Annotated in this window: 31 protein-coding genes; 19 read left to right on the top strand and 12 right to left on the bottom strand. The window is 64.3% G+C overall.

Features of this window, described 5'->3' with window-relative positions:
* Positions 1-4: 4 nt before the first annotated feature.
* The 3 genes from FJV83_RS23970 to FJV83_RS23960 all read right to left on the bottom strand — a co-directional run bounded on the left by FJV83_RS23970 (position 5) and on the right by FJV83_RS23960 (position 1,769).
* Complete coding sequence (locus FJV83_RS23970; protein ID WP_095787997.1) at positions 5-406, bottom strand: hypothetical protein; 402 nt, start codon at positions 404-406, stop codon at positions 5-7.
* Between the two features lie 278 nt (positions 407-684).
* A complete protein-coding gene (gene rpmF / locus FJV83_RS23965) occupies positions 685-867 on the bottom strand; it encodes a 50S ribosomal protein L32 (protein ID WP_008834724.1) in 183 nt (60 codons plus the stop codon).
* Positions 868-1,007: 140 nt separating this feature from the next.
* Positions 1,008-1,769, bottom strand: coding sequence for a transglycosylase domain-containing protein (locus tag FJV83_RS23960; protein WP_095772116.1), 762 nt, complete (start codon positions 1,767-1,769; stop codon positions 1,008-1,010).
* A gap of 78 nt (positions 1,770-1,847) precedes the next feature.
* On the opposite strand from FJV83_RS23960, the gene FJV83_RS23955 reads away from it, so the two are divergent.
* From FJV83_RS23955 to FJV83_RS23945, 3 genes are all read left to right on the top strand, one after another.
* Positions 1,848-2,765: a polyprenyl synthetase family protein gene (locus FJV83_RS23955; RefSeq protein WP_095787998.1), complete on the top strand. Its 918-nt coding sequence runs from the start codon at positions 1,848-1,850 to the stop codon at positions 2,763-2,765.
* Positions 2,766-2,816: 51 nt separating this feature from the next.
* Positions 2,817-3,572 (top strand): SDR family oxidoreductase, encoded by a 756-nt coding sequence (locus FJV83_RS23950; protein ID WP_095793135.1) that lies wholly within the window; start codon positions 2,817-2,819, stop codon positions 3,570-3,572.
* A 109-nt stretch (positions 3,573-3,681) separates the two neighbouring features.
* The gene (locus tag FJV83_RS23945) at positions 3,682-6,027 is read left to right on the top strand and encodes a response regulator (protein ID WP_142885737.1); all 2,346 of its coding nucleotides are present in this window, start codon (positions 3,682-3,684) and stop codon (positions 6,025-6,027) included.
* A gap of 24 nt (positions 6,028-6,051) precedes the next feature.
* Here FJV83_RS23945 and FJV83_RS23940 read toward each other — a convergent pair whose 3' ends face one another.
* From FJV83_RS23940 to FJV83_RS23920, 5 genes are all read right to left on the bottom strand, one after another.
* Positions 6,052-6,792: a class I SAM-dependent methyltransferase gene (locus FJV83_RS23940; protein ID WP_142885738.1), complete on the bottom strand. Its 741-nt coding sequence runs from the start codon at positions 6,790-6,792 to the stop codon at positions 6,052-6,054.
* A gap of 88 nt (positions 6,793-6,880) precedes the next feature.
* Positions 6,881-7,633, bottom strand: coding sequence for a Stf0 family sulfotransferase (locus tag FJV83_RS23935; protein WP_246691909.1), 753 nt, complete (start codon positions 7,631-7,633; stop codon positions 6,881-6,883).
* Positions 7,634-7,691: 58 nt separating this feature from the next.
* A complete protein-coding gene (locus FJV83_RS23930) occupies positions 7,692-8,546 on the bottom strand; it encodes a lytic transglycosylase domain-containing protein (protein WP_142885740.1) in 855 nt (284 codons plus the stop codon).
* Between the two features lie 5 nt (positions 8,547-8,551).
* Positions 8,552-9,805: a flavodoxin-dependent (E)-4-hydroxy-3-methylbut-2-enyl-diphosphate synthase gene (gene ispG, locus FJV83_RS23925; RefSeq protein ID WP_095793263.1), complete on the bottom strand. Its 1,254-nt coding sequence runs from the start codon at positions 9,803-9,805 to the stop codon at positions 8,552-8,554.
* Between the two features lie 321 nt (positions 9,806-10,126).
* Positions 10,127-10,306, bottom strand: a complete 180-nt coding sequence (locus FJV83_RS23920; protein WP_010911953.1) for a YdcH family protein — start codon at positions 10,304-10,306, stop codon at positions 10,127-10,129.
* 239 nt (positions 10,307-10,545) lie between these two features.
* Here FJV83_RS23920 and FJV83_RS23915 point away from each other — a divergent pair, with 239 nt between their 5' ends.
* The gene (locus FJV83_RS23915; RefSeq protein ID WP_010911954.1) at positions 10,546-10,749 is read left to right on the top strand and encodes a YdcH family protein; all 204 of its coding nucleotides are present in this window, start codon (positions 10,546-10,548) and stop codon (positions 10,747-10,749) included.
* Positions 10,750-10,759: 10 nt separating this feature from the next.
* On the opposite strand, the gene FJV83_RS23910 is transcribed toward FJV83_RS23915, so the two are convergent.
* Entirely contained in the window at positions 10,760-11,548 is a 789-nt protein-coding gene (locus tag FJV83_RS23910; protein ID WP_095772110.1) for an IclR family transcriptional regulator, read from the bottom strand.
* Positions 11,549-11,719: 171 nt separating this feature from the next.
* On the opposite strand from FJV83_RS23910, the gene FJV83_RS23905 reads away from it, so the two are divergent.
* The 11 genes from FJV83_RS23905 (at position 11,720) to FJV83_RS23855 (ending at position 19,952) form a co-directional block, all read left to right on the top strand.
* Complete coding sequence (locus FJV83_RS23905; protein WP_179295887.1) at positions 11,720-12,550, top strand: transporter substrate-binding domain-containing protein; 831 nt, start codon at positions 11,720-11,722, stop codon at positions 12,548-12,550.
* Positions 12,551-12,623: 73 nt separating this feature from the next.
* Positions 12,624-13,289 (top strand): amino acid ABC transporter permease, encoded by a 666-nt coding sequence (locus tag FJV83_RS23900; RefSeq protein ID WP_142885741.1) that lies wholly within the window; start codon positions 12,624-12,626, stop codon positions 13,287-13,289.
* 1 nt (position 13,290) lies between these two features.
* On the top strand, positions 13,291-13,941 hold the full coding sequence (locus FJV83_RS23895; RefSeq protein ID WP_095793133.1) for an amino acid ABC transporter permease: 651 nt from the start codon (positions 13,291-13,293) through the stop codon (positions 13,939-13,941).
* A 4-nt stretch (positions 13,942-13,945) separates the two neighbouring features.
* Positions 13,946-14,740 carry an amino acid ABC transporter ATP-binding protein gene (locus FJV83_RS23890; protein WP_095793132.1) on the top strand — a complete coding sequence of 265 codons (795 nt, stop codon included), beginning with the start codon at positions 13,946-13,948 and terminating at the stop codon, positions 14,738-14,740.
* A 38-nt stretch (positions 14,741-14,778) separates the two neighbouring features.
* Positions 14,779-15,240: a RidA family protein gene (locus tag FJV83_RS23885; RefSeq protein ID WP_010911960.1), complete on the top strand. Its 462-nt coding sequence runs from the start codon at positions 14,779-14,781 to the stop codon at positions 15,238-15,240.
* Between the two features lie 25 nt (positions 15,241-15,265).
* Entirely contained in the window at positions 15,266-16,471 is a 1,206-nt protein-coding gene (locus FJV83_RS23880) for an aminotransferase class V-fold PLP-dependent enzyme (RefSeq protein WP_142885742.1), read from the top strand.
* A 132-nt stretch (positions 16,472-16,603) separates the two neighbouring features.
* Complete coding sequence (locus tag FJV83_RS23875; protein ID WP_095788005.1) at positions 16,604-16,801, top strand: hypothetical protein; 198 nt, start codon at positions 16,604-16,606, stop codon at positions 16,799-16,801.
* Between the two features lie 37 nt (positions 16,802-16,838).
* Positions 16,839-17,378 carry a sigma-70 family RNA polymerase sigma factor gene (locus FJV83_RS23870; protein WP_095772104.1) on the top strand — a complete coding sequence of 180 codons (540 nt, stop codon included), beginning with the start codon at positions 16,839-16,841 and terminating at the stop codon, positions 17,376-17,378.
* The gene (locus tag FJV83_RS23865) at positions 17,375-18,280 is read left to right on the top strand and encodes an anti-sigma factor (protein ID WP_142885743.1); all 906 of its coding nucleotides are present in this window, start codon (positions 17,375-17,377) and stop codon (positions 18,278-18,280) included. Before FJV83_RS23870 ends, FJV83_RS23865 begins: the two co-directional genes overlap by 4 nt.
* A 98-nt stretch (positions 18,281-18,378) precedes the next feature.
* Positions 18,379-18,876 (top strand): 5-(carboxyamino)imidazole ribonucleotide mutase, encoded by a 498-nt coding sequence (gene purE, locus FJV83_RS23860; RefSeq protein ID WP_010911966.1) that lies wholly within the window; start codon positions 18,379-18,381, stop codon positions 18,874-18,876.
* On the top strand, positions 18,873-19,952 hold the full coding sequence (locus FJV83_RS23855; RefSeq protein ID WP_142885744.1) for a 5-(carboxyamino)imidazole ribonucleotide synthase: 1,080 nt from the start codon (positions 18,873-18,875) through the stop codon (positions 19,950-19,952). Before purE ends, FJV83_RS23855 begins: the two co-directional genes overlap by 4 nt.
* 12 nt (positions 19,953-19,964) lie before the next feature.
* Here the strand turns inward: FJV83_RS23855 and FJV83_RS23850 are convergent, their stop codons facing one another.
* Positions 19,965-20,384, bottom strand: coding sequence for a lysozyme inhibitor LprI family protein (locus tag FJV83_RS23850; RefSeq protein WP_095788008.1), 420 nt, complete (start codon positions 20,382-20,384; stop codon positions 19,965-19,967).
* Positions 20,385-20,615: 231 nt separating this feature from the next.
* Between FJV83_RS23850 and ykgO the strand changes: the two genes are divergently transcribed.
* The 4 genes from ykgO to FJV83_RS23830 all read left to right on the top strand — a co-directional run bounded on the left by ykgO (position 20,616) and on the right by FJV83_RS23830 (position 23,128).
* Positions 20,616-20,741 carry a type B 50S ribosomal protein L36 gene (ykgO, locus tag FJV83_RS23845; protein ID WP_006327841.1) on the top strand — a complete coding sequence of 42 codons (126 nt, stop codon included), beginning with the start codon at positions 20,616-20,618 and terminating at the stop codon, positions 20,739-20,741.
* Positions 20,742-20,850: 109 nt separating this feature from the next.
* Positions 20,851-21,459 (top strand): hypothetical protein, encoded by a 609-nt coding sequence (locus tag FJV83_RS23840; RefSeq protein WP_142885745.1) that lies wholly within the window; start codon positions 20,851-20,853, stop codon positions 21,457-21,459.
* 129 nt (positions 21,460-21,588) lie between these two features.
* Positions 21,589-22,656, top strand: a complete 1,068-nt coding sequence (locus FJV83_RS23835; RefSeq protein WP_095772098.1) for an alpha/beta hydrolase — start codon at positions 21,589-21,591, stop codon at positions 22,654-22,656.
* A 1-nt stretch (position 22,657) separates the two neighbouring features.
* A complete protein-coding gene (locus FJV83_RS23830) occupies positions 22,658-23,128 on the top strand; it encodes a hypothetical protein (protein ID WP_095772097.1) in 471 nt (156 codons plus the stop codon).
* Positions 23,129-23,217: 89 nt separating this feature from the next.
* Here the strand turns inward: FJV83_RS23830 and pyk are convergent, their stop codons facing one another.
* The gene (pyk, locus tag FJV83_RS23825) at positions 23,218-24,660 is read right to left on the bottom strand and encodes a pyruvate kinase (RefSeq protein ID WP_095788011.1); all 1,443 of its coding nucleotides are present in this window, start codon (positions 24,658-24,660) and stop codon (positions 23,218-23,220) included.
* The gene (locus FJV83_RS23820) at positions 24,657-25,121 is read right to left on the bottom strand and encodes a DUF1036 domain-containing protein (protein ID WP_179296400.1); all 465 of its coding nucleotides are present in this window, start codon (positions 25,119-25,121) and stop codon (positions 24,657-24,659) included. Before FJV83_RS23820 ends, pyk begins: the two co-directional genes overlap by 4 nt.
* Between the last annotated feature and the right edge of the window lie 50 nt (positions 25,122-25,171).

The raw sequence follows: 25,171 nt of genomic DNA, 5'->3' as shown, positions 1-25,171 counted from the left end.
GTACTTAGTTGAGGTTGATGTCCCGGCTCGCCGACCGCATCGACACGGCGAACCCGGCCAGCACATCGAACAGCGCGATGATCATCAGCGTGAAGAAGATGGAATGCGCCGCGCCCTTGACCAGCAGGAACTCGACCAGGAAGGCGACGAAGACCAGCGTCGACAGGAGATGGTCCATGATCGAGGCGCTGGTCGTGCGCGCCGACTTCACCATTTCGAGGAACAGGAAGATCAGGCCGATCAGTATCATCAGGTCGCCGAGCGTCATCGAGAACACCCCGCCCGACATCATGCGGAACGAGAAGATCTCGCTCGCCCACGGGTCATCGCCGCCGCCGAAGATTCCGAGCAGGCCAAGATTGTAGAGAATGAAAGGCACGATCAAAAGCGGGACGGCACCGAACATCTGGCGTCTCCATATGGGGGCACCTTCTGTAGAATGCGCCACAGCCACGCCGTCAAGATTTTTCGTGCCAAGCCGCAAACACGGTCGAAGACCGAATGCAACAACCATGTCAGCCGACACGGAGCGAGCGTAGGAAAGAGGCTCAGCGCTTGAAGGAGCCGGCGCGCGCTACCCGCCAGTGGGATGGCAGTCTGGGCCTCGGCCGTCAGGTTCGCCAAACGCAAAAAGACCGGCCTGAGGCCGGTCCTTTGCAACTCAACCCTTCAAAAAAGCTGGTCTCAGCTTTCCTTGGGGGTCAGCACCTGGCGACCGCGATACATGCCGGTCTTCAGGTCGATGTGATGCGGGCGGCGCATTTCGCCGGAATTCTTGTCCTCGACATAGGTCGGGGCCTTGAGGGCGTCGGCCGAGCGGCGCATGCCGCGCTTGGACGGAGAGGTTTTGCGTTTCGGAACGGCCATGGATATGCTCCATTACATGGTCAAAAGCCCCGCCCGCCCTCGTGAAAGGGCCATGTCGGGGCCTAAATCTGAGAAAGTCGGCTGCCTATACACGCCTGACACCGTTTTGGCCAGCACTGCCATGAATTTTTTTGAGTCGGTTACTCCAGACAGCCGACATAGGCGCCTGAGCGACCGGCACGCCGTTCGATCAGATTGGCCAACCTTCTCAAGCCCGGCCCGGGTTTGGCCGGATTGCGGGCGATGGGGTTGGGCAAGGCGACGGCGAGAAGTGCGGCCTGCCGGCGCGACAGCTGTTTTGCCGGAATGCCGAAATGGTGCTGCGCCGCCGCCTCGATGCCGTAGATGCCCGGCCCCCATTCGGCGATGTTGAGATAGATCTCCATGATACGGCGTTTCGACATCACCGCGTCGAAATAGACGGCCAGCGGCAGTTCGACGACCTTGCGCACCGAGCCCAGCGGACGGGACCAGAGAAAAAGGTTCTTCACCGTCTGCATGGTGATGGTCGAGGCACCGCGCGTCGCCTCGCCGGCCAGCGCATCGTCGACTACCCCTCTGAGTTCGCCGAGATCGACGCCACGGTGGAAGCAGAACTGCCCGTCCTCCGACATGATGACGGAGTGAGCCAGCACCGGCGCGACATCGTCGATCGACACCCAGCGCCGGTCATAGCCGGAGAAGGTCGCCAGATCCTTCAGCATCAGCGTCGACACCGGGTGCACGAAGGACGGCAGGTAAAGGAAGGTCAGCACGGTCGGGATCAACGCCAGTACGGCGGCCACGACAAGGCCGCGCCGGACCCGGCGCCTGAGACCGCGACGGTTCACGCCGCGCGATCTCGTCGCCATGTCCAGCTTTTCGGTTTCATGATCGACGATCGGTTCCGCCAAGCCGCCCAACCCGTGCTTCTCCTCGCTCCGGCATAATGGCGCTTGCCTTCTTGCGCAACGTCTGAGTGTCGGCTACCGGTCCCGACCATGACGAATGACGACGAAATGGCGTTCGAAATGGCGCTCATCAGGCGAGCAGCGGCCGTCGAGGTGCTGTTGCGGCGCTTGCTCGACGATCGCCCGCTTTCGGGTGAGATCGCGCGGCCCGATCGGCTGATGGCGGCGATGCGCCATGGCGTGCTGAACGGCGGCAAGCGCCTGCGCCCCTTCCTGGCCATGGAAAGTGCCGCCCTTTTCTCCGCCGACGGCGAAGCAGCACTGCGCGTCGCGGCGGCACTCGAATGCGTGCATTGCTATTCGCTGATCCATGACGATTTGCCGGCGATGGATGACGATGATCTGCGCCGTGGCCAGCCGACAGTGCACAGGGCCTTCGACGAGGCAACCGCGATCCTGGCCGGCGACGCATTGCTGACCCTGGCCTTCGACATCATCGCCGGCGAGGCGACCGTACTGCCGGCGGAGCGGCGAGCGGCCTTGGTGCTGGCGCTTGCCCGTGCGGCCGGAGCCGGCGGCATGGTCGGTGGCCAGAAGCTCGACCTCGAAGCCGAGCAGACGCCGCCCGACGAGGCGGGCATCATAACGCTGCAGGCAATGAAGACCGGCGCGCTGATCCGCTTCGCCTGCGAGGCCGGCGCCATCATCGCCGGCGCTGCGGCCGAGGACCGCGAAAGACTGGCTGAGTTCGGCTCGGCCATTGGCCTTGCCTTCCAGCTTGCCGACGACCTGCTCGACCTGACCGCCGACGCCAGCCAGATGGGCAAGGCGACCGGCAAGGACGCCGCCGCCGGCAAGGGAACGCTGGTGGCGCTGCACGGTGCGAATTGGGCGCGCAGCCAGCTGCACGGCCTTGTCGGGCAGGCCCACGCGCTGCTCGATCCCTTTGGTGACAAGGCGGCGCTGCTGAAGGAGGCTGCGACCTTCATCGCGACGCGCAACAGCTGAGTGCCCACCGATGTCGGTGCGGGTTCAGAGACAAATGGGAGATCAGCTTCGATGTCGGCCAATCTGTTCGATCTCAGCGGGCGCCGGGCGCTCGTAACCGGCTCGTCGCAAGGCATTGGGCTCGCTCTGGCCAAGGGCCTGGCGCAAGCCGGCGCAAGCGTGATCCTCAACGGCCGTGACGCGGCCAAGCTCGGCGCCGCGGCGGCACAGATCCCCGGGGCGCAAACGCTTGTCTTCGACGCGACCGACCATGACGCGGTTCGCGCCGCGATCGACAATTTCGAGCTGTCCGGCGGACCCATCGACATATTGGTCAACAATGCCGGCATGCAGTTCCGCACGCCGCTCGAGGATTTTCCCGCCGATGCGTTCGAGCGCCTGCTGCAGACCAATGTCGCCAGCGTCTTCCATGTCGGCCAGGCGGCTGCGCGCCACATGATCAGCCGCGGCCGTGGCAAGATCATCAACATCGCTTCCGTGCAGACCGCCCTTGCCCGCCCTGGCATCGCCCCCTACACGGCGACGAAGGGCGCGGTCGGCAACCTGACCAAGGGCATGGCAACCGACTGGGCCAAACATGGCCTGCAATGCAACGCCATCGCCCCCGGCTATTTCGACACGCCGCTCAATGCAGCCCTCGTCGCCGATCCGGCTTTCACCGGCTGGCTCGAAAAGCGCACCCCGGCGGGCCGTTGGGGCAAGGTGGAGGAACTGGTCGGAGCCTGCGTGTTCCTGGCCTCCGACGCCTCGTCCTTCGTCAACGGCCATATCCTCTATGTCGACGGCGGCATCACCGCATCGCTCTGATCTTCCCGCCGCGCGGACGAGCAATCGCGCTGGTCGCGCGAACGAAATCTTAATGTAAATGAAGCGTAATCCCGGTCGTTAAAATAATGCGTATGTGTTGGGGTTGCGCATGCCGGAATATTCTTCCTTCATCCGGTTTGTCCGGATTCGCTATCTTTCAGGATTGCTGATTTTCGCGCTGGCTTCCACGGCCATCATGGTTGCGCTCAACCGTGTCAATTCCTTCCGCCATGAGGTTGACGCGCTGAGCAGCAACCTCGTCGTCTTCACCCGCGACCTGCGCAACGCGACCAGCTTCGCCGAGACGACGGGTTCCGCCTGGCGCAACGAAACACGCGACGCGTTGACCGCCTCGGCCCGCGACCATTCCGAACGCCTGACCAACGAAATCGACACGCTGACCGCCCAGTTCGCCGCGCTTCGCTCGCGCCTGTCGGCCAAGACCCTCAACGAGCTCGAAACCGCCTCGGTCAACGGCGACCTGTTCTGGTCGGCGCATGACATGGTGCGCAACTTCAATCTGATGTCGGTGGCGCAGAAGGCCGATGAATGGAGCTATCGGGAAATCCGCAACCAGAACGACCTGTTCGTCCAGCCGATGCTGGTCCGCGTCCGCACCGCCATGGACGAAGAGCGCCATCTGGCCGATGCGTCCAGCGACCGGTTGCTGCTGTGGGCGAGCGGCCTGTTGTTCGGCGTCCTGGCCATCGTCGCCTTCTGGATCTTCCGGCCGATGGAGCAGGCGATCCGCCGCGCCTTTGCCCAGTCGGCCGAATCCCTTTTCAAGGCAGAGGCCGCCGATCGCGCCAAGTCGGAATTCCTGGCCAATATGAGTCACGAGATCCGCACGCCGATGAACGGCGTGCTCGGCATGGCCGAACTCTTGGCCAAGACCGAACTCACCCCACGCCAGAAGACCTTCACCGACGTCATCGTCAAATCCGGCAATGCGCTGCTCACCATCATCAACGACATCCTCGATTTCTCCAAGATCAACGCCGGACAGCTCACCCTGGACCCTGCCCCCTTCCGTCTCACCGAAGCGGTCGAGGACGTGGCGACACTGGTCTCGGCGCGCGTCGCCGAAAAGAACCTCGAACTGATCGTGCGCGTCGATCCGCGCCTGCCGGCCCATGTCGTCGGCGACGCCGGCCGCTTCCGGCAGATCGTCACCAATCTGGTCGGCAATGCGGTGAAGTTCACCGAGAAGGGCCATGTGCTGATCGATGTCGGCGGCGAAACCGTCAACGATGTCGTCCAGCTCAGGCTGCGGGTCGAGGACACCGGCATCGGCATCCCGGCCGAGAAACTGCAGAACGTGTTCGAGAAATTCGCGCAGGTCGACGGCTCCTCGACCCGGCGTCACGAAGGCACCGGCCTTGGCCTTGCCATCGCCGCCCGCCTCGTCGACCTGATGGCCGGCAAGATCGGCGTCGAGAGCGAGATCGGGCGCGGCTCCGTCTTCTGGTTCGCGGTGCCGCTGCCTGTGCATCATGCCGAGGCACGCGAAGCGATCGTGCCTGTCGACGTCACCGGCGCGCGCGTGCTGGTCATCGACGACAATCCGGTCAACCGCGAAATCCTGCTCGAGCAGCTCAGAAGCTGGAGCTTCGACTGCGCCGCCGCCGAAAGCGGCGCGGTGGGGCTGGCCTTCCTCGATCGCGCCTGCCAGCTGGGCGCCAGCGTCGACTGCATCATCCTGGACTACCAGATGCCCGGCATGAATGGCGCCGATGTCGCCCGGGCCATCGCCGCCGACAGCCGGCTGTCGGCCATCCCGATCGTCATCCTGACCTCGGTCGACCAGGTCGATTTCGGCAAGATGATCATCGATTTCGGCATATCGGCGCATCTGACCAAGCCGGCGCGTTCGGCGGTCCTGCTCGGCACGGTCATCTCGGTCATCCAGAAGGCTCGCTCGCAGGTCGGCAAGGCGCAGTTCATCCGCGAACCGGTCCAGCCGAAGCCGGTTCCGCAGGCGGCTCCGCCCGCCTTCACCGTCATCCGTGGCCCGGCCATGCCGGTCATGGCGGTGCCGGAATCGACCGCCACGCCGAACGGCCCGATCGACATCCTCATCGCCGAGGACAATGAGGTGAACCAGCTGGTGTTCGGCCAGATCCTCAACGGGCTCGGTCTGAGTTACCGCATCGCCGGCAACGGCCGCACGGCGGTCGAGATGTACCGGTCGCTGCATCCGAAACTGATCCTGATGGATGTCTCTATGCCCGAGATGAACGGCTACGAGGCAACCCGGGCCATCCGGGCGATCGAGACCTCGTCGGGCGGTCACATCCCGATCATCGGCGTCACCGCGCATGCGCTGAAGGGCGACCGCGACAAGTGCATCGAGGCCGGCATGGACGACTATCTGCCGAAGCCGGTTTCGCCCGACCGGCTGGGGACGAAAATCGGCACTTGGCTCAGCGAGACGGTGGTGGCCAAGACGGCGTGAGATACGTCCGGTCGGGCTGGCTGATCAGCGCAGCCGACCGACCGGGATGATTTCCGGAGAGGTGTCCGCATAGGGTTCGCCCTGCCAGTCGCCGAGCCATTGCTCCACCAGCAGGCCAGCGTCATCCAGCATCCCGGCAATATCTTCCTTCTTCGGAAACGCTATTTTCGATTCAGCGCCCAGAATGGGTCTGCCGCCCGGAATTTCATAGAAGGTCGAATAGGTGACCACCGCACTGGCGGCATTCCAGTCGGCATCATACCAAGCCCTGACCGTGCCAAGACTGGGATGCTCCACAATCCTTTCCGAGCGCTGCGGGGTCCATTCCAGCCACGCCTCCACGGCGGGATTTCGCGTGTCGAAGATAAAGCGCCCACCAGGACCGAGATGTTCGGCGATGGTGCACAGCACTGCCCGCTGATCCTGTTCGGTCAGGAAAACCTGGAAAACGTGACCGGTCAGCAGCACCAGATCGAACCGTTTTCCGAGCCGCACCGTTCGCGCGTCGGCAACAACCCAGTCGACCTTGTCACCGCCGGTCCTGCGTCGCGCGATATCGAGCATGGCCGATGCGGGATCGACACCGGTGACGTGGCGCCCTTGGGCCATTTCGGCGGTCAGTTGACCGGTGCCGCAACCAAGATCGAGAACCGAGCCGCCATCCCGGGCAAGACCGACGCAATAGTCAAAATCGGCGCGGCCATCCTGATTCTCGATGTCGTAGAACTGAACGAAGTCGGGATCATTGTAGATCGGATCGGTCATGCCGCCGCCTATAGCCCAAATGCTTGCCATGCGCGACAGGCGCAATCTACGTCGTCGATTAGGTTGCGACCTTGCTCGGCCTTCATACTCAGCCGGCCGCATCCAGACGATAGCGGCGCATCCAGTCGAGGCTTGTCTCGTCGGCGAGCTTTGCGACGCCCGGCCGGATGTCCCCGGCATTCGGCGGCGGAACGCCGAGGGCCTCGCAGATGCGCAGCAAGGCCGCCGCGGGATCGGCGGAGAGACGATCATAGCCGACGCGCAGCGGCGTCAGGCCTTGCGCCGCGAACCAGATGTTCCACGCCGTGTCATAGGCTTCGAGCTTGGCGAGTTCCCCTTTGATCCGTTCGAAATCATATCGGGGTTCTTGCGCCGGTGCGACCCTTTCGATCTCGGTGCCGTCCGGCGCAATATGCCAAAGGCCGGTCTGCTGTGCCTTGATCAGCGAGATCGCCTGCGCAAGCTTGTTCTCACGCGACAGGTGGATGTAGAGGATGCGGCCAAAGGCCTTTTCGAAGCGCGTCGTGTCTGACGCCAGCCCTGGGAAAATCCGGTCGAGGATCGCCGAAAGTTCATCCAGGTTTTCGCGCATCAGGCGCAGGCCGAAGATGCCTGTCCCGCCCTTGCCGGCGGTGATTGCCGCATCGAGATAGGCAACCTCGAATTCAAGCTCGCGCATCGTATCGCGGGCCGGCAGTTTCCACTCGTCAGCCCATTCCGACAGGTCCTGCCGCCGATAGAAGGAGTGCGGATCGCCTGATGTCCCGGTGGAGGCCAGGAGCTTACACAGCAGCGTGCTGCCGGTTCTCGGCGTGCCGCAGATAATGTAGGCGTCGAACATCCTGCTGCCCTCGTCGTTCATCACAGGCAGGGCAACCCGGCCGACCCACCGCCGCGAACTACCGGTTGCGTACCACCACGCATGCCCCGCCGACGCTCTGCAATTTCTGGCAGATGACATTAGCGGCGGCACGATCGTCGATCCCGATCCTGACGGCGTAGATACCACGCCGGCCGATCGGCGTGCGCACCCGGCTCACCACCGGATCATGCCCCCCGAGCAAGGCCGGAAACCGGCTCCTGACCCTCAGCCACTGGCTGATGGCAGCACTGCGGCGGAAATTGCCGGCCACCTGGACGCCCCATGGTTTGACGTTGATCGAGGCCATCGCCACGGTCCGCGACATGATGACAGGCAGTTTGCGGCAAGCGACGGCAAAATCCGTCTTGGCATCGAGCGGCTCGATTTTTCCGGCATAGGCGGGGTCGGTGAACTTGTCGACCGGCTCGCCCATGACGTCGAAGACATAGCTCTCGGTCTCCATCGGCAGGAAGCCGCCCGAGCCCAACCAGCGCGAAACCCGGCTTTCGCCGGCATTGTAGGCGGCCGCCGCCAGGCCAAGATTGCCGTAGCTGCTTTTCATTTCGGCAAGATATTTCGCCGAAGCCGGGATCGCCTGGTTGATGTCGAAGGAGTTTTCGAGCCCGCGCATCTTGGCGGTGCCCGGCATGAACTGGGCGATGCCTTCGGCGCCGACGGGGCTGACGGCATTGGGGTCGAAACGGCTTTCCTTCCAGATCAGCCTGGCGAAGAAATCCCGCGGCAGGCCGTTCTGGTCGGCATGGGCCTGGATCAGGTTGCAGACCTTGTCGATCAGTCGTTGCTTGGCCGATTGCGGCGGATCCGCCTGAACCGATGTCGACCACCCCAGGGCGCAAAGCAGAACCAGCGTCACCCTGAGGAAACGCTGCATTTCGTCTACTCCGCCGCGGCTTTGCCGCCGCGCCCAAACCTCTGCTCGATATAGTCGGCGACCATTTTCTCGAAATCCGCCGCGATCGACGGTCCGCGCAGCGTCGCCGCCTTCTTGCCGTCGACGAAGACGGGCGCCGTCGGCGTCTCGCCGGTGCCGGGCAGCGAAATGCCGATATCGGCATGCTTGGATTCGCCCGGGCCGTTGACGATGCAGCCCATCACCGCGACCTTCAGGTTCTCGACGCCTGGATATTTTTCGCGCCACACCGGCATGTTCTTGCGCAGGTCGGCCTGGATGTTCTGGGCAAGCTCCTGGAACACGGTGGAGGTCGTGCGGCCGCAGCCGGGGCAAGCCGCGACGATCGGCACGAACTGGCGGAACCCCATGGTCTGCAGCAGTTCCTGCGCCACCTGCACTTCGCGCGTTCGATCGCCATTCGGCTCCGGCGTCAGCGAGATGCGGATGGTGTCGCCAATGCCTTGCTGCAAGAGGATGCCCATGGCGGCGGACGAGGCGACGATGCCTTTCGAGCCCATGCCGGCCTCGGTGAGGCCGAGATGCAGCGCATGGTCGGAGCGGGTGGCAAGTTCGGTGTAGACGGCAACCAGGTCCTGCACGCCGCTGACCTTGGCCGACAGGATGATCTTGTCGCGGCCAAGGCCGATCTCTTCGGCCATCTCGGCCGACAGGATCGCCGACTGCACGATCGCCTCGCGCATCACTTCCTGCGCCGTCAGCGGGAACCCCTTGTCCTGATTATCGTCCATCAGCCGCGTCAGAAGCTCCTGGTCGAGCGAGCCCCAATTGACGCCGATGCGCACCGGCTTGTCGTGCTTGATCGCCATTTCGACGATATCGGTGAACTGCCGGTCCTTCTTGTCCTTGAAGCCGACATTGCCCGGATTGATGCGGTATTTGGCCAGTGCCTCGGCGCAGGCCGGATGATCAGCCAGAAGCTTGTGGCCGATATAGTGGAAGTCGCCGACCAGCGGCACATTGATGCCGAGGCGCTGGAGCCGTTCGTGAATGCGCGGAACGGCGGCGGCGCTCTCGTCGCGGTCGACGGTTATGCGCACGATCTCGGAGCCGGCGCGGTGCAGTGCCGCGACCTGCGCGACGGTCTGATCGATGTCGGCCGTGTCGGTGTTGGTCATCGACTGCACCACGACAGGCGCACCGCCGCCGACGACCACGCCGCCGACATCGACGCCGACCGAGGTGCGGCGGGGGAAGGGAAAGGAAAAATATCCGGTCATGCCGGCAGCCTTTTGTCTCTGGAGCCCCATGCGTCCGCTCGGACGTACAAGCACTCCCCGGGGCCGATGCGCTCAGGTTCGGGCATGAGGTGGAGGAGCAAAGATGGCTTGTCAATGGCGACAGGTCGCCACTGGCAGCAATTGATCCCAGCATGCGAGCTGAAACAGGACACCGCCCGGCGACGGCCGAGGCGTAAAATAGGGATCGGAGGGTATATTAGCTGCGGCTTATGACTTAGCGCTGAAAATCAAAACGACAGCACCGGCGGCGGTTGCCGCCGGCAAGGAAGACCGCATAGTGGCGGCTATGTCAGTCGGGCATCAATGCGTGGTCGGTTGCGCTTTCAGTTTCTCAATCGCATCCTTGAGTGCCAGCTTGCGTCGCTTGAGATTCACGATTTCGAGGTCGTCCACCGACGGGTGGTTCATCGCGTCATCGATTTCGCGTTCGATGTCGCCGTGTTTCCGCTGCAACTCATCAAGATGGGATGCAAGAGACATGATTGGTTCTCCCTTTCATGGTTTCCTCGATTGCAGCCGTCACGGCGCGTCCACCGCAGGTCGCTTCTGTGACGGCACAATGACACTTTGCCACCTTCCGACTGCGATGTCGAATGCTGCGTGGTAGCATTCCACGACAAGGTGAAATGTGATATGGCCTGCGCGCCGGTGGCAGAAATTGCCACCCCCGCCCAATCAGGCCCAGTTTTTGGGCGCTGCAGACGTGCAGACGGTAGAGAATGTCCGATCAGGAACAGGCCGATATTCGCCTCGAATTTTCCCGGCTGAAGCAGGAACACGCCGATTTCGATGCCGCGATCAACGCGATGATCGCCACCAATTGCGACCCGCTGCAAATCCAGCGCATGAAGAAGAAGAAGCTGGCGCTCAAGGACCGGCTGATGAAGCTGGAAGACAAGATCATTCCAGACATCATCGCCTGAACGCTTTCCCCTATCCGCCGATCGAAAGCCTGGCCGCGCGATCGCGCAGCAGGCCGATGAGACTGCCGGTGCGCTCGTCGGACGTATCGATGGGAACCACCAGGCACATCGTCGCCTCGACCTTGCCCGGTGCTGAAAAGACCGGCACGGCAAGGCACTTCGTATAGGCATCGACCAGGCCCGAGGTGACGCAGTAGCCGGTCACCCCAGCCTTGGCGATGTCGTCGATGAAATCGTCGAGCCGCAGCTTGCGGCCGTCGGGCAGCACGAGATCGTCTTCCGACACCATGGCTTCGACCTCGGCCCGCTCCAGCCCCGCCAGAAGCAGCCGGCCAGAGGCGGTCCAGGGCAGCGGTATCTGCAGGCCGGTGGCGGAGCTGATGCGGAACGGCCTGGTGCCTGGGCTGGAGTGGACGATGGTGTAGCGGCCGCTCTGCAGCATGCACAGTTCCGACGTCTCGCCGGTCTCGCGCGACAGATGGTCGACCTCCTGGCGCCCGCGCCGCAGCAGGTCGTTGCCGCGCACATAATCCATTCCATAGAGATAGAGCTTCTTGCCGAAATAGACGCGGTTGCCGTCGCCCGCCATCTCCAGCAGGCCGGCGTCGACCAGCGACCGCACCAGCGTGTAGGTCGTCGAGCGGGGAGCATTCACCCCCTTGGCAAGGTCGCCAATGCCGATCGCCCGCTGCGTCGTGTGCAGGAAGTCCAGGATCTCGAGCACCCGGTTGAGGCCCTTCTCGCGGGAGGCCGTCGTCTTTTCGTCGGCCGAAACGGCCAAGGCATTGCCATCTTGCATTGTCGATTCCTGGTGTTAGTATCTGTCTTGTACAGGATACATGCGTCTCTTGTAAGAGACAATCGCTTTGAAATCATCGACGTGTGTCTTTGCCTGTGCATGGGGAACACAACACGAAAGGAGGTCGCCGTGAACGACACATCCGGAAGACGTGATTTTCTGAAATTGGGAATGGCGGGCCTGGCCGCCACCGGCGTGCTGGCAACCGTCGATGCGCAGAAGGCGGCCGCCCAGGCGGCATCCGACAGCCTGCTGCGCACCGTGCTCGACCGCGGCAAGCTTATCGTCGGCACCGGCAGCACGAACGCGCCCTGGCATTTCGAGAACGATGCCGGCGAACTGGTCGGCATGGACATCACCATGGGACGCATCCTGGCCAAGGGTCTGTTCGACGATCCGACCAAGGTCGAATTCGTCATGCAGGATCCGGCGCAGCGCATTCCCAACGTCACCACCAACAAGGTCGACATCACCATCCAGTTCATGACGATGACGGCGCAGCGCTCGCAGCTGATCAACTTCTCCCGGCCGTACTATGTCGAAGGCGTCGCCTTGCTGACGCTGCCCACCGCCGAGAACAAGACCTTCGACAAGCTGCTTGCCGGCGGTTCGGCGACGCGCATCTCCATCCTGCAGAATGTCGATGCCGAAAGCTCCGTCCACTTTGCCCTGCCACAGGCGCAGGTGCTGCAGATCGACACCCAGGCCAACGTGCTGCAGGCGCTGGAATCCAAGCGCGCCGACGCTGCCGCGGTCGACCTGTCCACCGTGCGCTGGCTCGCCTCGCGCAATCCGGACAAATATTTCGACGCCGGCAAGAGCTGGTATTCGATGCTATACGGCGCTGCCTTGCGGCAGGGCGACCTCGACTGGCTGACCTTCGTCAACCAGACCTTCACCATCGCCATGTTCGGCCATGAATCGGCACTCTACGACGCCGCCTTCAAGGATTATTTCGGTCAGGAACCGCCGGCACGCCATCCCGGCTTCCCGGTCATCTGATCCCGGATCGCGGAAGGGCGGCATTCCAGCCCTTCCGCGATCCATTCGACGGCCTTCACACCGAGGCGCACGCATGGGCTATGCCCTCAATTTCAACCTGATCTGGCGGCATTTCGACAAGCTGTGGGGCGGTCTGCTGCTCAGCCTCGAGCTTGCGGTGATCTCGATCGCCATCGGCACCGTCATCGGCCTGGTGCTCGCGGTCTGGTACGTCTCGGCCGGACGCGTGGTACGGGCCATCATCGCCGCCTATGTCGAATTCATCCGCAACGTGCCGCTGATCCTGCTCGTCTATCTCGTCTTCTACGGGGTGCCGACCGTGGTCGACCTGGCCTACAGCGCGCAGACCTCGTTCGTCCTGACGCTGTCGGTCTATAGCGGCGCCTATCTGGTCGAGGTGTTTCGCTCGGGCCTCGAGGCCGTCCCGCGCGGCCAGCTCGATGCCGGCAAGGCGATCGGCCTGACGCCCTGGCAAAGGCTCATCCATGTGCGCCTGCCGACCATGCTGCGCATCACGCTGCCGGCGCTGTCCAACACCTTCATCTCGCTGTTCAAGGACACCTCGATAGCCTCGGTCATCTCGGTGCCCGAGCTCACCTTCGGCGCCCAGTGGATCAACTTCAACACCTTCCGCATCGTCGAGGTCTATCTGGTGACGACGGCGATGTATCTGGTGACCGGCTACATCCTGCTCTTCGGGCTCAGGCTCGTCGAGCGCCGGTTCAGGGCGGCGCGCTGACATGGCGAGCCAGATCCTCTACGCCCTGCCCTTCCTCGCCAAAGGCTTCGCCTTGACCCTTTGGGTGTCGCTCCTGGTCGTCACCCTGTCGCTCGTCGCCGGCGTCCTGCTTGGCGTTGGCCTGGTCTATGGCCCCGCCCCGCTGCGCTGGGCGGTGCGCATCTTCTCCGACACCATTCGCGGCATTCCGATCCTGGTGCTGATGTTCTTCGTCTACTACGGCCTGCCGGCGGTCGGGCTGCATCTGCCGTCCTTCTGGGCGGCTGTGCTGGCGCTCACCCTGTTCAAGACCGCGCAGGTCATCGAATATCTTAGGGGCGCGGTCGCCTCGATCCCGAAAGGCCAGTCCGAGGCGGCGATGGCGATCGGGCTGACCTTCCGCCAGCGGCTCACCTCCGTCATCTTCCCGCAGGCCTTCAGGCGCTTCCTGCCGCCCTGGATCAACGGCGTCACCGATGCGGTCAAGGGCAGCGCGCTGGTTTCGCTGCTCGGCATCACCGATCTGATGCAGGCCATCAACCAGGTCATCGGCCGCACCTATGAGGCGATGCCGCTCTATATCCTCGGCGCGCTCATCTATTTCGCGGTCAACTATGCGCTCTCGCTCGCCAGCCGGCGGCTCGAGCGGCGCTTTGCCTTCATTCGGGAATAGCACGATGTCCGACGCCACAAACGCCAGTCCCGCGCTGCTCGACGTGCGCGATGTCTCCAAGGCCTTCGGCGCCGTCGAGGTGCTGCGTTCCGTCAGCCTTCAGGTGAAACGTGGCGAAGTGGTCACCGTTATCGGCCCCTCGGGCAGCGGCAAGACCACGTTGCTGCGCTGCGTCAACTTCCTCGAAAGCTACGACTCAGGCTCGATCCGCATCGACGGCAAGGAGGTCGGCTATCGCGAGGCCGGAACGCGCCAGCGCCGCAGCGAACGCGACTTGGCTGCGATGCGCGCCGAGACCGGCATGGTGTTCCAGAGCTTCAACCTGTTTCCGCACCTCACCGCGGCCGGCAACATCATGCTCGGGCTCACCAAGGTGCGGGGAAAGAGCCAGACCGAGGCGCGCCAGATCGCCGAGCATTGGCTCGGCCGCGTCGGCCTCGCACACAAGGCCGACAGCCTGCCGGCCGAGCTCTCCGGCGGCCAGCAGCAGCGCGTCGGCATCGCGCGCGCCGTGGCGATGGAGCCGAAAATCCTTTTGCTCGACGAGATCACCTCGGCGCTCGACCCCGAACTGGTCGGCGAGGTGCTGGCCGTGGTGCGCAGCCTGGCCGAAGATGGCATGACCATGCTGATGGTGACGCATGAAATGGCCTTCGCCCGCGACGCTTCGAGCCGCATCGTCTTCATGGCCGATGGCGGCGTCAGCGCCGTCGGCCCGCCCAAGGAAATCCTGGCGGCGGAAACCAGCAATGAGCGCCTCCGCACCTTCCTGGCGCGCTTCCGCGCCTCGCATTTCTGACATTGGACGGCCGGTGCCGTCCCAAGGAGCCTGCTTCCATGACGCCTTACATCCGGCTCGCCGAACTCGGCCTGACGCTGCCCGAGCCGCCGACGCCCATCGCCAACTTCGTTACCCATGCCGAGAGCGGGCGATTGATCTTCCTGTCGGGCCAGGGGCCGCTGCGCGCCGACGGCACGCTCTGCACCGGCAAGGTCGGCGAGGACGTGACCGTCGAGCAGGCCTATGAGCATGCTCGCCTGACCGGGCTTAATCTGCTGGCCGTCATGCATGCCGCCGCCGGCGATCTCGGCCGCATCGTGCGCGTGGTCAAGCTGCTCGGCTTCGTCAACGCGACGCCGACCTTCAGCGACCATCCGAAAGTGGTCAATGGCTGCTCGGACCTGTTCGCCGATGTCTTCGACAAGATCGGCGGCCATGCCCGCTCGGCGATCGGCGTCGGCTCGCTGCCTGGAAACATCACTGTCGAAATCGAGGCGGTCGTCGAGATCGCCGCCTGACCTGCTACTCACGGGATCCGCTCACATGAAAACCTATTCCGACACCGGCTCCAACACCACCATTCGCGAACGGCTGGGTTTGCGGCCGATCATCAATGTCTCCGGCACCATGACCGCGCTCGGCGCATCGATCATCGTTCCGGAGGCGATCGGCGCCATGGCGGAGATGGCCTCGCAATGGGTGGAGATGGATGATCTGCAGCGCGCCGCGAGCACGGTGGTGGCGCGCCTCACCGGTGGCGAGGCCGGCTTCATCACCGCCTGCTGCGCCAGCGGCATCACCATGGCGGTCGCCGGTGCAATGACAGGAACCAGCCTGCTCGCCATCGAGCGCCTGCCTGATGACACCGGCGACCTCAAATCGGAGGTCGTCATCCAGCTTGGCCACATCGTCAATTACGGCGCCCCGATCGACCAGTCGATCCGCGTCGCCGGCGCCAGGGTGGTGCCCGCCGGCACGGTCAGCGTCACCCAGGACTACCATGTGCGCGAAGCGATCAACGAGCACACGGCGGCCGGCCTCTATGTCGTCGCCCACCACACGGTGCAGTACGGCATGCTGTCGCTGGAGGAATTCTGCGAGATCTGCCACGCCAAGGGCGTGCCGGTGATCGTCGATGCGGCGTCCGAATATGATCTGCGCGGTTTTCTCGCCCGCGGCGCCGACGTCGTCATCTATAGCGGCCACAAATTCCTCTCAGGTCCGACCAGCGGCATCGTCACCGGTCGCAAGGATCTGGTGCGGGCAGCCTATCTGCAGAACCGCGGCGTGGCGCGGGCCATGAAAATCGGCAAGGAAAGCATCGCCGGCACCATGGCGGCACTGGAAGCCTGGGAGAAGCGCGATCACGCCGGCATCCGCCGGCGCGAGGAGGCAGCGCTCAACCTCTGGAAGGATGCTCTGCAGGGACTGCCGGGCATCCTTGCCAAGATCATCCCGGACCCGACAGCCAATCCGCTCGACCGGCTGCAGATCTTCGTATCATCGGAGAGCCGCTTCAGTGCCGCCGGCCTCGCCTCGGCGCTGGCGGCCGGCACGCCGCCCATCATCGTGCGCAACCACGAAGTCGAGCGCGGCCACTTCTTCCTCGACCCCTGCAATCTGCATCCCGGCGAGGCCGAGATCGTCGCTGAGCGGTTGCGTGCCGTGCTGACCGCGAAGGATCGTCCCGCCGATGCGATGAAGACCGCGCGGAAGGATTCTTCTGGCGCACTGCGCTGGCCGGATTGAGCGCCAGGCCAACCATCCCAAACCACCCGCGATCACGCGACTGTGAACAGCCGGATCGCGGGCTTTGGGAATAAATCGGCGCCGCGACAAGTCTCCTCAGCATACGCCACCACTGGCGTTGAGGAGACCGGCATGCCCCATCATTGCAAGGACAGCGAACACGGCGTCGGCCGTGGCGATGCGCTGGCAAGCATGATGATCGTCAGGCTCTCCTTCGTGGCGCTTGACAGCGGTGACGCGGATGAATTCAGTTTCGGCAAGGCAGGCGGCTCTGCCTGCTTCCGGGGGCTTTGCCCCTGCGAGCAGGGCAAGGTCGCCGTCGCATCTTGAGGCGGCACGGCCTGGAGTATCGGATCATGGTGCCGCTTTGAGCGAGAGGGCCCTGGCAGAACGCTTCAACGAAGTGGTGCTGCCGCATCTCGGCGACGCGCTGGCGCTGGCCCGATGGCTGACCGGCAATGCCGCCGATGCCGAGGATGTGGTGCAGGACGCCTGCATCAAGGCGCATGCCGGCATATCAGGCTACGCCGGCGGCAACGCCCGCGCCTGGCTGCTGACCATCGTGCGCAACACCTCCTACACCTGGATGGCGCGCAACCGGCCGCGTGTCATGATGGCCGTCGGCGATCTGGGCGACCTCGATGACATGGCGGCGGCGCACGGCACCAGCATGCCCGACGAGGACGGCCCGGAGGCGAGCCTGATCGCCAAGGCGGATAGTGCAGCTCTCGAGGCGGCGATCGCGGCTCTGCCGCAGCCATTTCGCGAGACATTGGTGCTGCGTGATATCAACGGCCTGAGCTATCGCGAGATATCTGCCATGCTTGCCGTGCCGATCGGCACGGTGATGTCCAGGCTGGCCCGCGCCCGTGGCCTGCTCGCGTCAGAATTGGGGAGAGCGTCATGACGCACGACGACGGACTGCCCAACGATCCCGAAGGTATCAGACTGATGATCCATGCCCTTGTCGATGGCGAGCTTGATGCGGCGGCCGCTCTTGCAGTGGAGCGTCGCATCGCCGCCGACCCCAGGCTTGCCGCCGAGCATGCCCGCATTGTCGCCCTGCAAGGCGCCGTCAGCCGCTTGCCGCGCCCCGATGTCAGCGATGCATTCCGGGCCCGCATCGCGTCGATCGGCATGGCCGGCGCCGAACGGCAGGCGCCGGTCGAGGCGGAGCCGCAGCACGGTACGCCATCGACGCTGCCGGGGTTGATCGCCGGCGCTGGCGGCGGCCAGAGACGGGAAGCCGGGACACGTCCTTCTGAGGCGCGGCCATCACCGAGAGCGCGCCGCTTCGGCTCGTTCGACTGGCGCGCCATGGCCGCGTCGATCATGATCAGCGCAGTGCTGGCCAGCGGGGCGACGCAATGGGTGATGCAGAGCGGCGTCGATGATGGCTTTGCCGCCGCGGTCGCCAGCGGCCATCGCCGCAGCCTACTTGCCGCGAGCCCAATCGACATCGTCTCGTCCGACCGCCATACGGTCAAGCCCTGGCTCGACGCCCGCATCGGCGTCTCGCCGCCGGCCCCCGACCTTGCCCAGGACGGCTACGCGCTGATCGGCGGCCGGGTCGAGGTGATATCCGGACGGCCGGTGCCGGCCCTGGTCTACCGCCACCGCGAGCATCTGATCACGCTGGTCGCCGAACCGCAGCAGGGCGGCAAGACCACGCAGCCGGGCGACCTTTCCTCCGGCGGCTTCTCGATGGTGCACTGGAGCGACGGCGCCTTCTCCTATTGGGCGATCTCCGACATGGAGCGCCCCGAACTTGACGACTTCGTCGCCCGCTTCCGCAAAGCGGCGGTTTAGGCTGGATTATGGCCACCGGCCTTGCCGGTGGCCTGATATCCTTGCCGTCGCTGCCGAATTCCGCTAAGGCGCGCCTTTGTCGCCGGGGAGCAACAAGCTTGAACGACCAACGCGCCGACGTCGCCATCATCATGGGCAGCCAGTCCGACTGGGCGACGATGCGCCAGGCGGCCGAAACGCTGGAGGCGCTGGGCGTCCCGCACAAACGCCTGATCATCTCAGCGCATCGCACGCCCGACCGGCTCTATGAGTTCGCCAAGGGTGCCAAGGCCGCCGGCTACAAGGTGATCATCGCCGGCGCCGGCGGCGCGGCGCACTTGCCCGGCATGACGGCGGCGATGACGCCGCTGCCGGTGTTCGGCGTGCCGGTGGAATCGAAGGCGCTGTCGGGGCAGGATTCGCTGCTCTCCATCGTCCAGATGCCGGCCGGCATTCCTGTCGGGACACTGGCCATCGGCAAGGCGGGCGCGGCCAATGCGGCCCTGTTGGCAGCCGCCGTTCTGGCGCTGAACGACGACAAGCTTGCCCAGCGCCTCGACGCCTGGCGCGCCTCGCAGACCGCCAAGGTCGCCGACGAACCGACGGACACGCCGTGAGCCTGCCCGCCGGATCGACCATCGGCATCATCGGCGGCGGCCAGCTTGGCCGCATGCTGGCGATGGCCGCCGCCCGCCTCGGCTACCGCACCATCGTGCTGGAGCCGCAGCCGGATTGCCCGGCGGCACAAGTCGCCAACCGGCAGATTACGTCAGCCTATGACGACCCGGCCGCCCTTGCCGAGCTGGCGGCGGCAAGTGCCGTCGTCACCTACGAGTTCGAGAATGTTCCCGTTGCCGCGGCAGAAGCGCTTGCCGCCAGGGTTGCGGTCTATCCGCCGGCGCGCGCGCTCGACGTAGCGCAGGACCGGGTGAGCGAAAAGACATTCCTCAACGGCATCGGCATTGCCACCGCCGATTTTCGTCCGGTCGACACCGACGAGGACCTGACGGGGGCGCTGAAGACATTCGGCGGCAGCGGCATATTGAAGACGCGGCGCATGGGCTATGACGGCAAGGGCCAGCGTGTCTTTCGCAACATGGAGGCGGGCGGCTTCGCCGGCACCTGCGAGGCGATGGGCAATGTGCCGCTGATCCTGGAAAGCTTCGTGCCCTTCGAGCGTGAGATCTCGGTGATTGCAGCGCGTGGCCTGGATGGCGCAGTGGCAGCCTACGACCCGGCCGAGAATGTCCACCGCAACGGCATTCTCCACACCTCGACGGTGCCAGCCGGCGTCAAACGTGAGACGGCTGAAGCGGCGCGGACGGCGGCGGCAAAAATCCTGTCGGCGCTCGATTATGTCGGCGTCATCGGCGTCGAGTTCTTCGTGCTTTCCGACGGTTCGCTGCTGGCCAATGAGATTGCGCCGCGCGTCCACAATTCGGGCCACTGGACCGAGGCGGCCTGCATCGTTTCGCAGTTCGAGCAGCATATCCGCGCCGTTGCCGGCCTGCCACTCGGCAGCCCGGAGCGCCACTCCGATTGCGTGATGGAGAACCTGATCGGCGACGACGTGCTGCGCGCCCCTCAACTGCTCGCCGAGCCCGATCTGATGCTGCATCTCTATGGCAAGGCCGAGGCGCGGCCCGGCCGCAAGATGGGCCATTTCATCCGCGTCAGCCGTCGCGTTCAATAGCCGGAAGCGAACCTATTGCAGCTCGTCGCTGTCCTCGTTGGGGCTGGCGCAGCTCGCATCGCCTTCCTCGCAATTGGCCGAGGCCGCAAGCTGCTTGATGCGGTCATTGGTCAGCCTGGCCAGGCACTGCGAAACCTCCATCGCGTGGATGGAACCGCCCACGCTGGCGGCCGTGCTGTGCGCGCACTCGGCGTCGCGGAAGGTGATCCAGGCGCGTTGCGCCGCCTGCAGCAATCTTTTACCGTTGGCATCATCGGAGCTGATCAGGTCCTGATAGGCCGCATTGAGCTTGGCGTCGGCGGCCTGGTAGTCCTCGCCGGCGCAGATGTTCATCATCTGCTGGCTGTCGTCGGAGCGGTCGCATTCCTGTGCGCGCACGATCGACGTTCCCGCCAGGACGACAAGGCAGGCGGACAGCAATATTCGGCGCATGATCGTCCCCAAATCACTTGAAACACTCCGCATCATCCCAGCCGGCCCACGGCCGCGCAATGCCGCAAGGCCGACATGGCGGATATTTGATGATATGGAGGTATGGCGCATGCTTGCGGTTGACACGGACAAGGCTCCTCGTTTATGAGCCACCCACCGTTGAAAAGGCGCGTCTTCTGGCGCGCCTTAAAATTTCGACCCGGAACCGGGTCCACACCGACAGGCAAGACCATGAAGATCAAGAATTCGCTCAAGGCGCTGAAGGCGCGTCACCGCGACAACCAGCTGGTTCGCCGCAAGGGCCGCGTTTACATCATCAACAAGACCGCCCCGCGCTACAAGGCGCGTCAGGGCTGAGCTTTCGGCCGGAGGCATTTCGCCTCCGCCCCTTGATGCGTGTCGGCCTGCCGACCTTCTCACGCTAAAATCACTTTGCTGTTCCGCCGCCCGGGACTAGGATCGGGCGATGCGGATTCTTTTTGCATTTTTGACAGCTCTGCTTGTTTCCGGCGCCATAAGCTTGCCAACCAGGGCCGCGGACGATCAGCCGGCAGTGCCGGCTGCCCCGGAGGCTCCGGCTGCGCCGATGACGAAACAGGCCCGGCTCGACAAGCTGTTTTCCGACCTCAAGCGCGAACGCAACGAGAAGGCCGCCGAACGCATCGCCGGCAACATCTGGAGCGAATGGTTCCAGTCCGGCAGTGCCTCGATCGACCTGATGATGCTGTGGTCGCAAAAGGCGATGGACAACCAGAAATTCGACGTCGCGCTCGATTTGCTTGATCAGGTTGTGACCTTGCAGCCGACCTATGCCGAAGGCTGGAACCGGCGCGCCACGGTGCATTTCATGATGAAAAACTACGGCAAGTCGATGTCCGACATCGATCACACGCTGCAACTCGAGCCGCGCCATTTCGGCGCGCTGTCGGGCCTGGCGCAGATCATGGCGCTGACCGGCCACAAGCAGTCGGCGCTCGAAGCCTGGCAGAAGGTGCTGGCCATCTATCCGATGATGCGCAGCGCCCAGGACCAGGTCGCCACGCTTTCGGAAGAGCTTGCCGGCGAAGGAATTTAGTACAGGCAGTATGGAATAGGCAGTAGGCAGTAGGGAGAAAGATTGAGCGGCAAACACCAACCTACTGCCTACTGCCTACTGCCTATTCCCTACCCAAACTTATCCCACCCCACCCCCGTATATCCCCGCATGAACCTGATCTACGCCGCGTTCGCCTTCTTCTTTGCACTCGTCTTTGTCCTGATCGGCGTTACCCGCGTCGGCTCATGGCTGATCGAACGCCGTGATCCGGCCATTGGCGAATTCGCTGATATAGGCGGCGCCCGCATCCACTATGTCCACATTCCCGCCCCCGCCAATGCGGAGTTGCCGCCGATCGTCTTCATCCATGGCGCCAGCGCCAATCTCGGGGATCAGATGCTGCCGCTCAGGCCGCTGCTGGCGGGACGCGCCGAAATGCTGTTCTTCGACCGGCCGGGTCACGGCTGGTCGGGACGCGGGCCCGGCAACAATGAGGATCCGTCGGCGCAGGCCAATACCCTCGCTGCCCTGATGGACCGCCTTGGCATCAGGAAGGCAATCATCGTCGGCCATTCCTTCGGCGGCGTGGTGACGGCGGCTTTCGGCCGCGAGCATGCCGACAGGACGCTCGGCCTCGTCTTCCTGGCGCCGGCGACCCATCCCTGGCCGGGCGGCGCGACATCCTGGTATTACGACCTGACCACCGTGTCGGTGATCGGCCGGCTCTTCTCCGAAACACTCACCTATCCGGCCGGCACGTTTCAGATGGCCGATGCAACGACCTGCGTATTCTCGCCCAACAAGGTGCCGGACGACTATCTCGGCACGGCCGCGATCCCGCTGGTGTTGCGGCCGTCGGCCTTTCGCGCCAACGCCACCGACGTCGCCGGCCTCTATCGCTATACGCTTGGCGCCGCACCGCACTACAAAGCGATCAGCGCGCCGACCGTGGTCATTTCGGGCGACCGCGACAAGGTCGTCTATGCCCATATCCACTCCGTCGGCCTGGCGCGCGATATCCCGGGCGCCGAGCTCGTCTGGGTGCACAATCTCGGCCACAAGCCGGACTGGATCGCCTCGGACCTCGTCGTCGGCGCGATCGAGAAGGTAGCCGGCAAGGATATCGATCTGGAAGCGATGGCCAGAACGGTCGAGGCACGAATTGCCGGCGATGCCTATGGTGTGGGCAAGTGCGCCGACATCAAGGAGCCCCGGGCCGAACTCGCACCGACCTGAGATGTATGTCCTCAAGCACGGCATCAAGAAAAACCCGGAAAGGCGATGGGCGCTGCCGGATCGCATCTTCTTCGGCTACGGCGCGTGCCACATTCTTGCAGGCACTTTCCTCGAGCATCCCCCGCTTGCAGGATTTCATGCCGAGCGGATCATCCCGGCCGAGGGCTTTTCGGGAAACCATATTTATGTGACGAACGGCATCATCGCATTCGATTACCACGGCTACTCCAGCCGCGAGCGCCTCCTGGAGCACCATCGCAGGGGCTGGTCCTCCCACAGGACCGGTTGGCACTGCACGATCGAGAAGGTCGATTTCGACCTGCTCGACACAACAGAATTGAACCGGCGAAAGATGCTGGGCCCGGATCAGTATCTGTATGACGCAGGTCTCCGTGCGCGTCGGTTTCTCCAGCGCATGGACCACGCGGAGGCTGCCGCAAAAGCGCTTGGGATCGCAACGGCTGGAGGCTAGGTGAAGGCGGAGATCACTGTCCCGCGCCTTTGCTGTATCCCAGCCACGGCGAGCCGCACGAAACCGCGCGACACGCTTCAGTCACGAAATCAGCTGCCGCGGCCGCCCTGCGCTTCCGAGCCGACATAGGCGATGCGCAGCATGTTGGTCGAGCCGGGCGTCCTCAGCGGCACGCCAGCGGTGATGATGACGCGGTCGCCCGGCTTGCCGAACTCTTCTTCCAGCGCAATGCGGCAGGCGCGGTTGACCATGTCGTCGAGATCGGTGGCATCGGGCGAGACGACGCAGTGCGTGCCCCACAGAAGCGACAGCCGCCGCGCGGTGTTGAGGATCGGCGACAGTGCGATGATCGGCACTTGTGGCCGTTCGCGCGCGGCGCGCAGCCCGGTGGTGCCGGATGCCGTGTAAGTGATGATCGCCGACAGTTTCAGCGTCTCGGCGATCTCGCGGGCAGCCAGAGAGATGGCGTCGGCGCCGGTCGCTTCCGGCTCGGAGCGCTGGGCGTTGATGATGCCGGCATAGGTCGGGTCCGTTTCGACCTTGGTGGCGATGCGGTTCATCATCGCCACGGCTTCGACGGGATAGGCACCCGCCGCCGATTCCGCCGACAGCATGATGGCGTCGGCGCCCTCGAACACGGCGGTCGAAACGTCGGAGACTTCGGCGCGGGTCGGTACCGGTGCGGTGATCATCGATTCCAGCATCTGCGTGGCGACCACCACCGGCTTGCCGGCGCGGCGCGCGGCGCGCGTGATCTGCTTCTGGATGCCGGGAACGGCTTCCAGCGGCATCTCGACGCCGAGATCGCCGCGCGCGACCATCAGCGCGTCGGACAGTTCGATGATCTCGGCCAGCCGGGCGACGGCCTGCGGCTTTTCGATCTTGGCCATGATCAGCGCGCGGCCGCGCGCGATCTTGCGCGCTTCGGCCAGATCCTCGGGCCGCTGCACGAAGGACAGCGCGATCCAGTCGACACCCGTGGCGAGCACCGCGTCGAGGTCCTTGCGGTCCTTCTCGGTCAGCGCGCCGACCGGCAGGTCGGTATCGGGCAGGCTGACGCCCTTCTTGTCGGAAATCGTGGTGCCGGCGACGACCGTGCAGACGATCGACTTGCCGTCGCTCTTCACCGCTTTCAGCTCGAGCTTGCCGTCGTCGATCAAAAGACGGTGACCGGGCTCGACCGAGCTCAGGATCTCCGGATGCGGCAGATAGACCCTGGTCGAGGTGCCGGGCTCGGGATTGTCGTCGAGCGTGAAGCTCTGGCCAGGCGTCAGCACTTCCTTGCCATTGGCGAACTTGCCGACGCGCAGCTTGGGCCCTTGCAGGTCGGCGAGGATGCCGATCGGCCGGCCGACCTTTTCCTCGACGGCGCGGATGCGGCCGACCAGCGTGCGCATCAGTTCGTGGTCGGTATGGCTCATATTGATGCGGAACACGTCGGCGCCCGCTTCGAACAATTTCTGCAGCATCTCCTCGGAGGAGGATGCCGGACCGATTGTGGCTAGGATCTTGACCTTGCGGCTGCGTCTCATTGACTATTGGTTCCCGGGGCGGCTGGTGCGCCTCCCGTTGCGGGTTCATCGGTCAGCTGGACCATCCAGCTTGCCTGTTCGCCCGTGTCATATTCCTGGAATCCGGCGCGCTGGAAGCCCCGGGCGACGCAGTCGTTTACGCCGGCGATCTTGAACTCTTTTTCAGCCACGCACATGTTGATCGGGCCGTCCCAGCGTCCACCGCGCTCGGCGTCTTCTGCATAAAGATAGTAAAACCTTGATGACAGCGGCCCTTCGATCAACGTCTTGCAGCTCGATCCTTCAATGTGCCACCAGCCTTCGGTGATCCAGCCGGCCTTGGCACGATAGCCGATGCCGACGCCGACCAGGTTCTGCGTGGCGTTGCAGACGCGGAAATCGGCGCGCGCCGGCGAGGCCATGACCATCGCCGACAAGCCAACGGCCACGGTCAGGAGCGGCATGGCAAAGGCAGAGCGCATGCGCTGCCTGCCGGCGGAACCCATCCGAAAACCCCTCAAGAACCACATCA

The organism is Mesorhizobium sp. WSM4307, from assembly GCF_007003945.1.
Classification (GTDB): domain Bacteria; phylum Pseudomonadota; class Alphaproteobacteria; order Rhizobiales; family Rhizobiaceae; genus Mesorhizobium.
The sequence above is the reverse complement of the archived record's forward strand: the minus strand, read 5'-3'. Positions and strand labels throughout refer to the sequence as shown.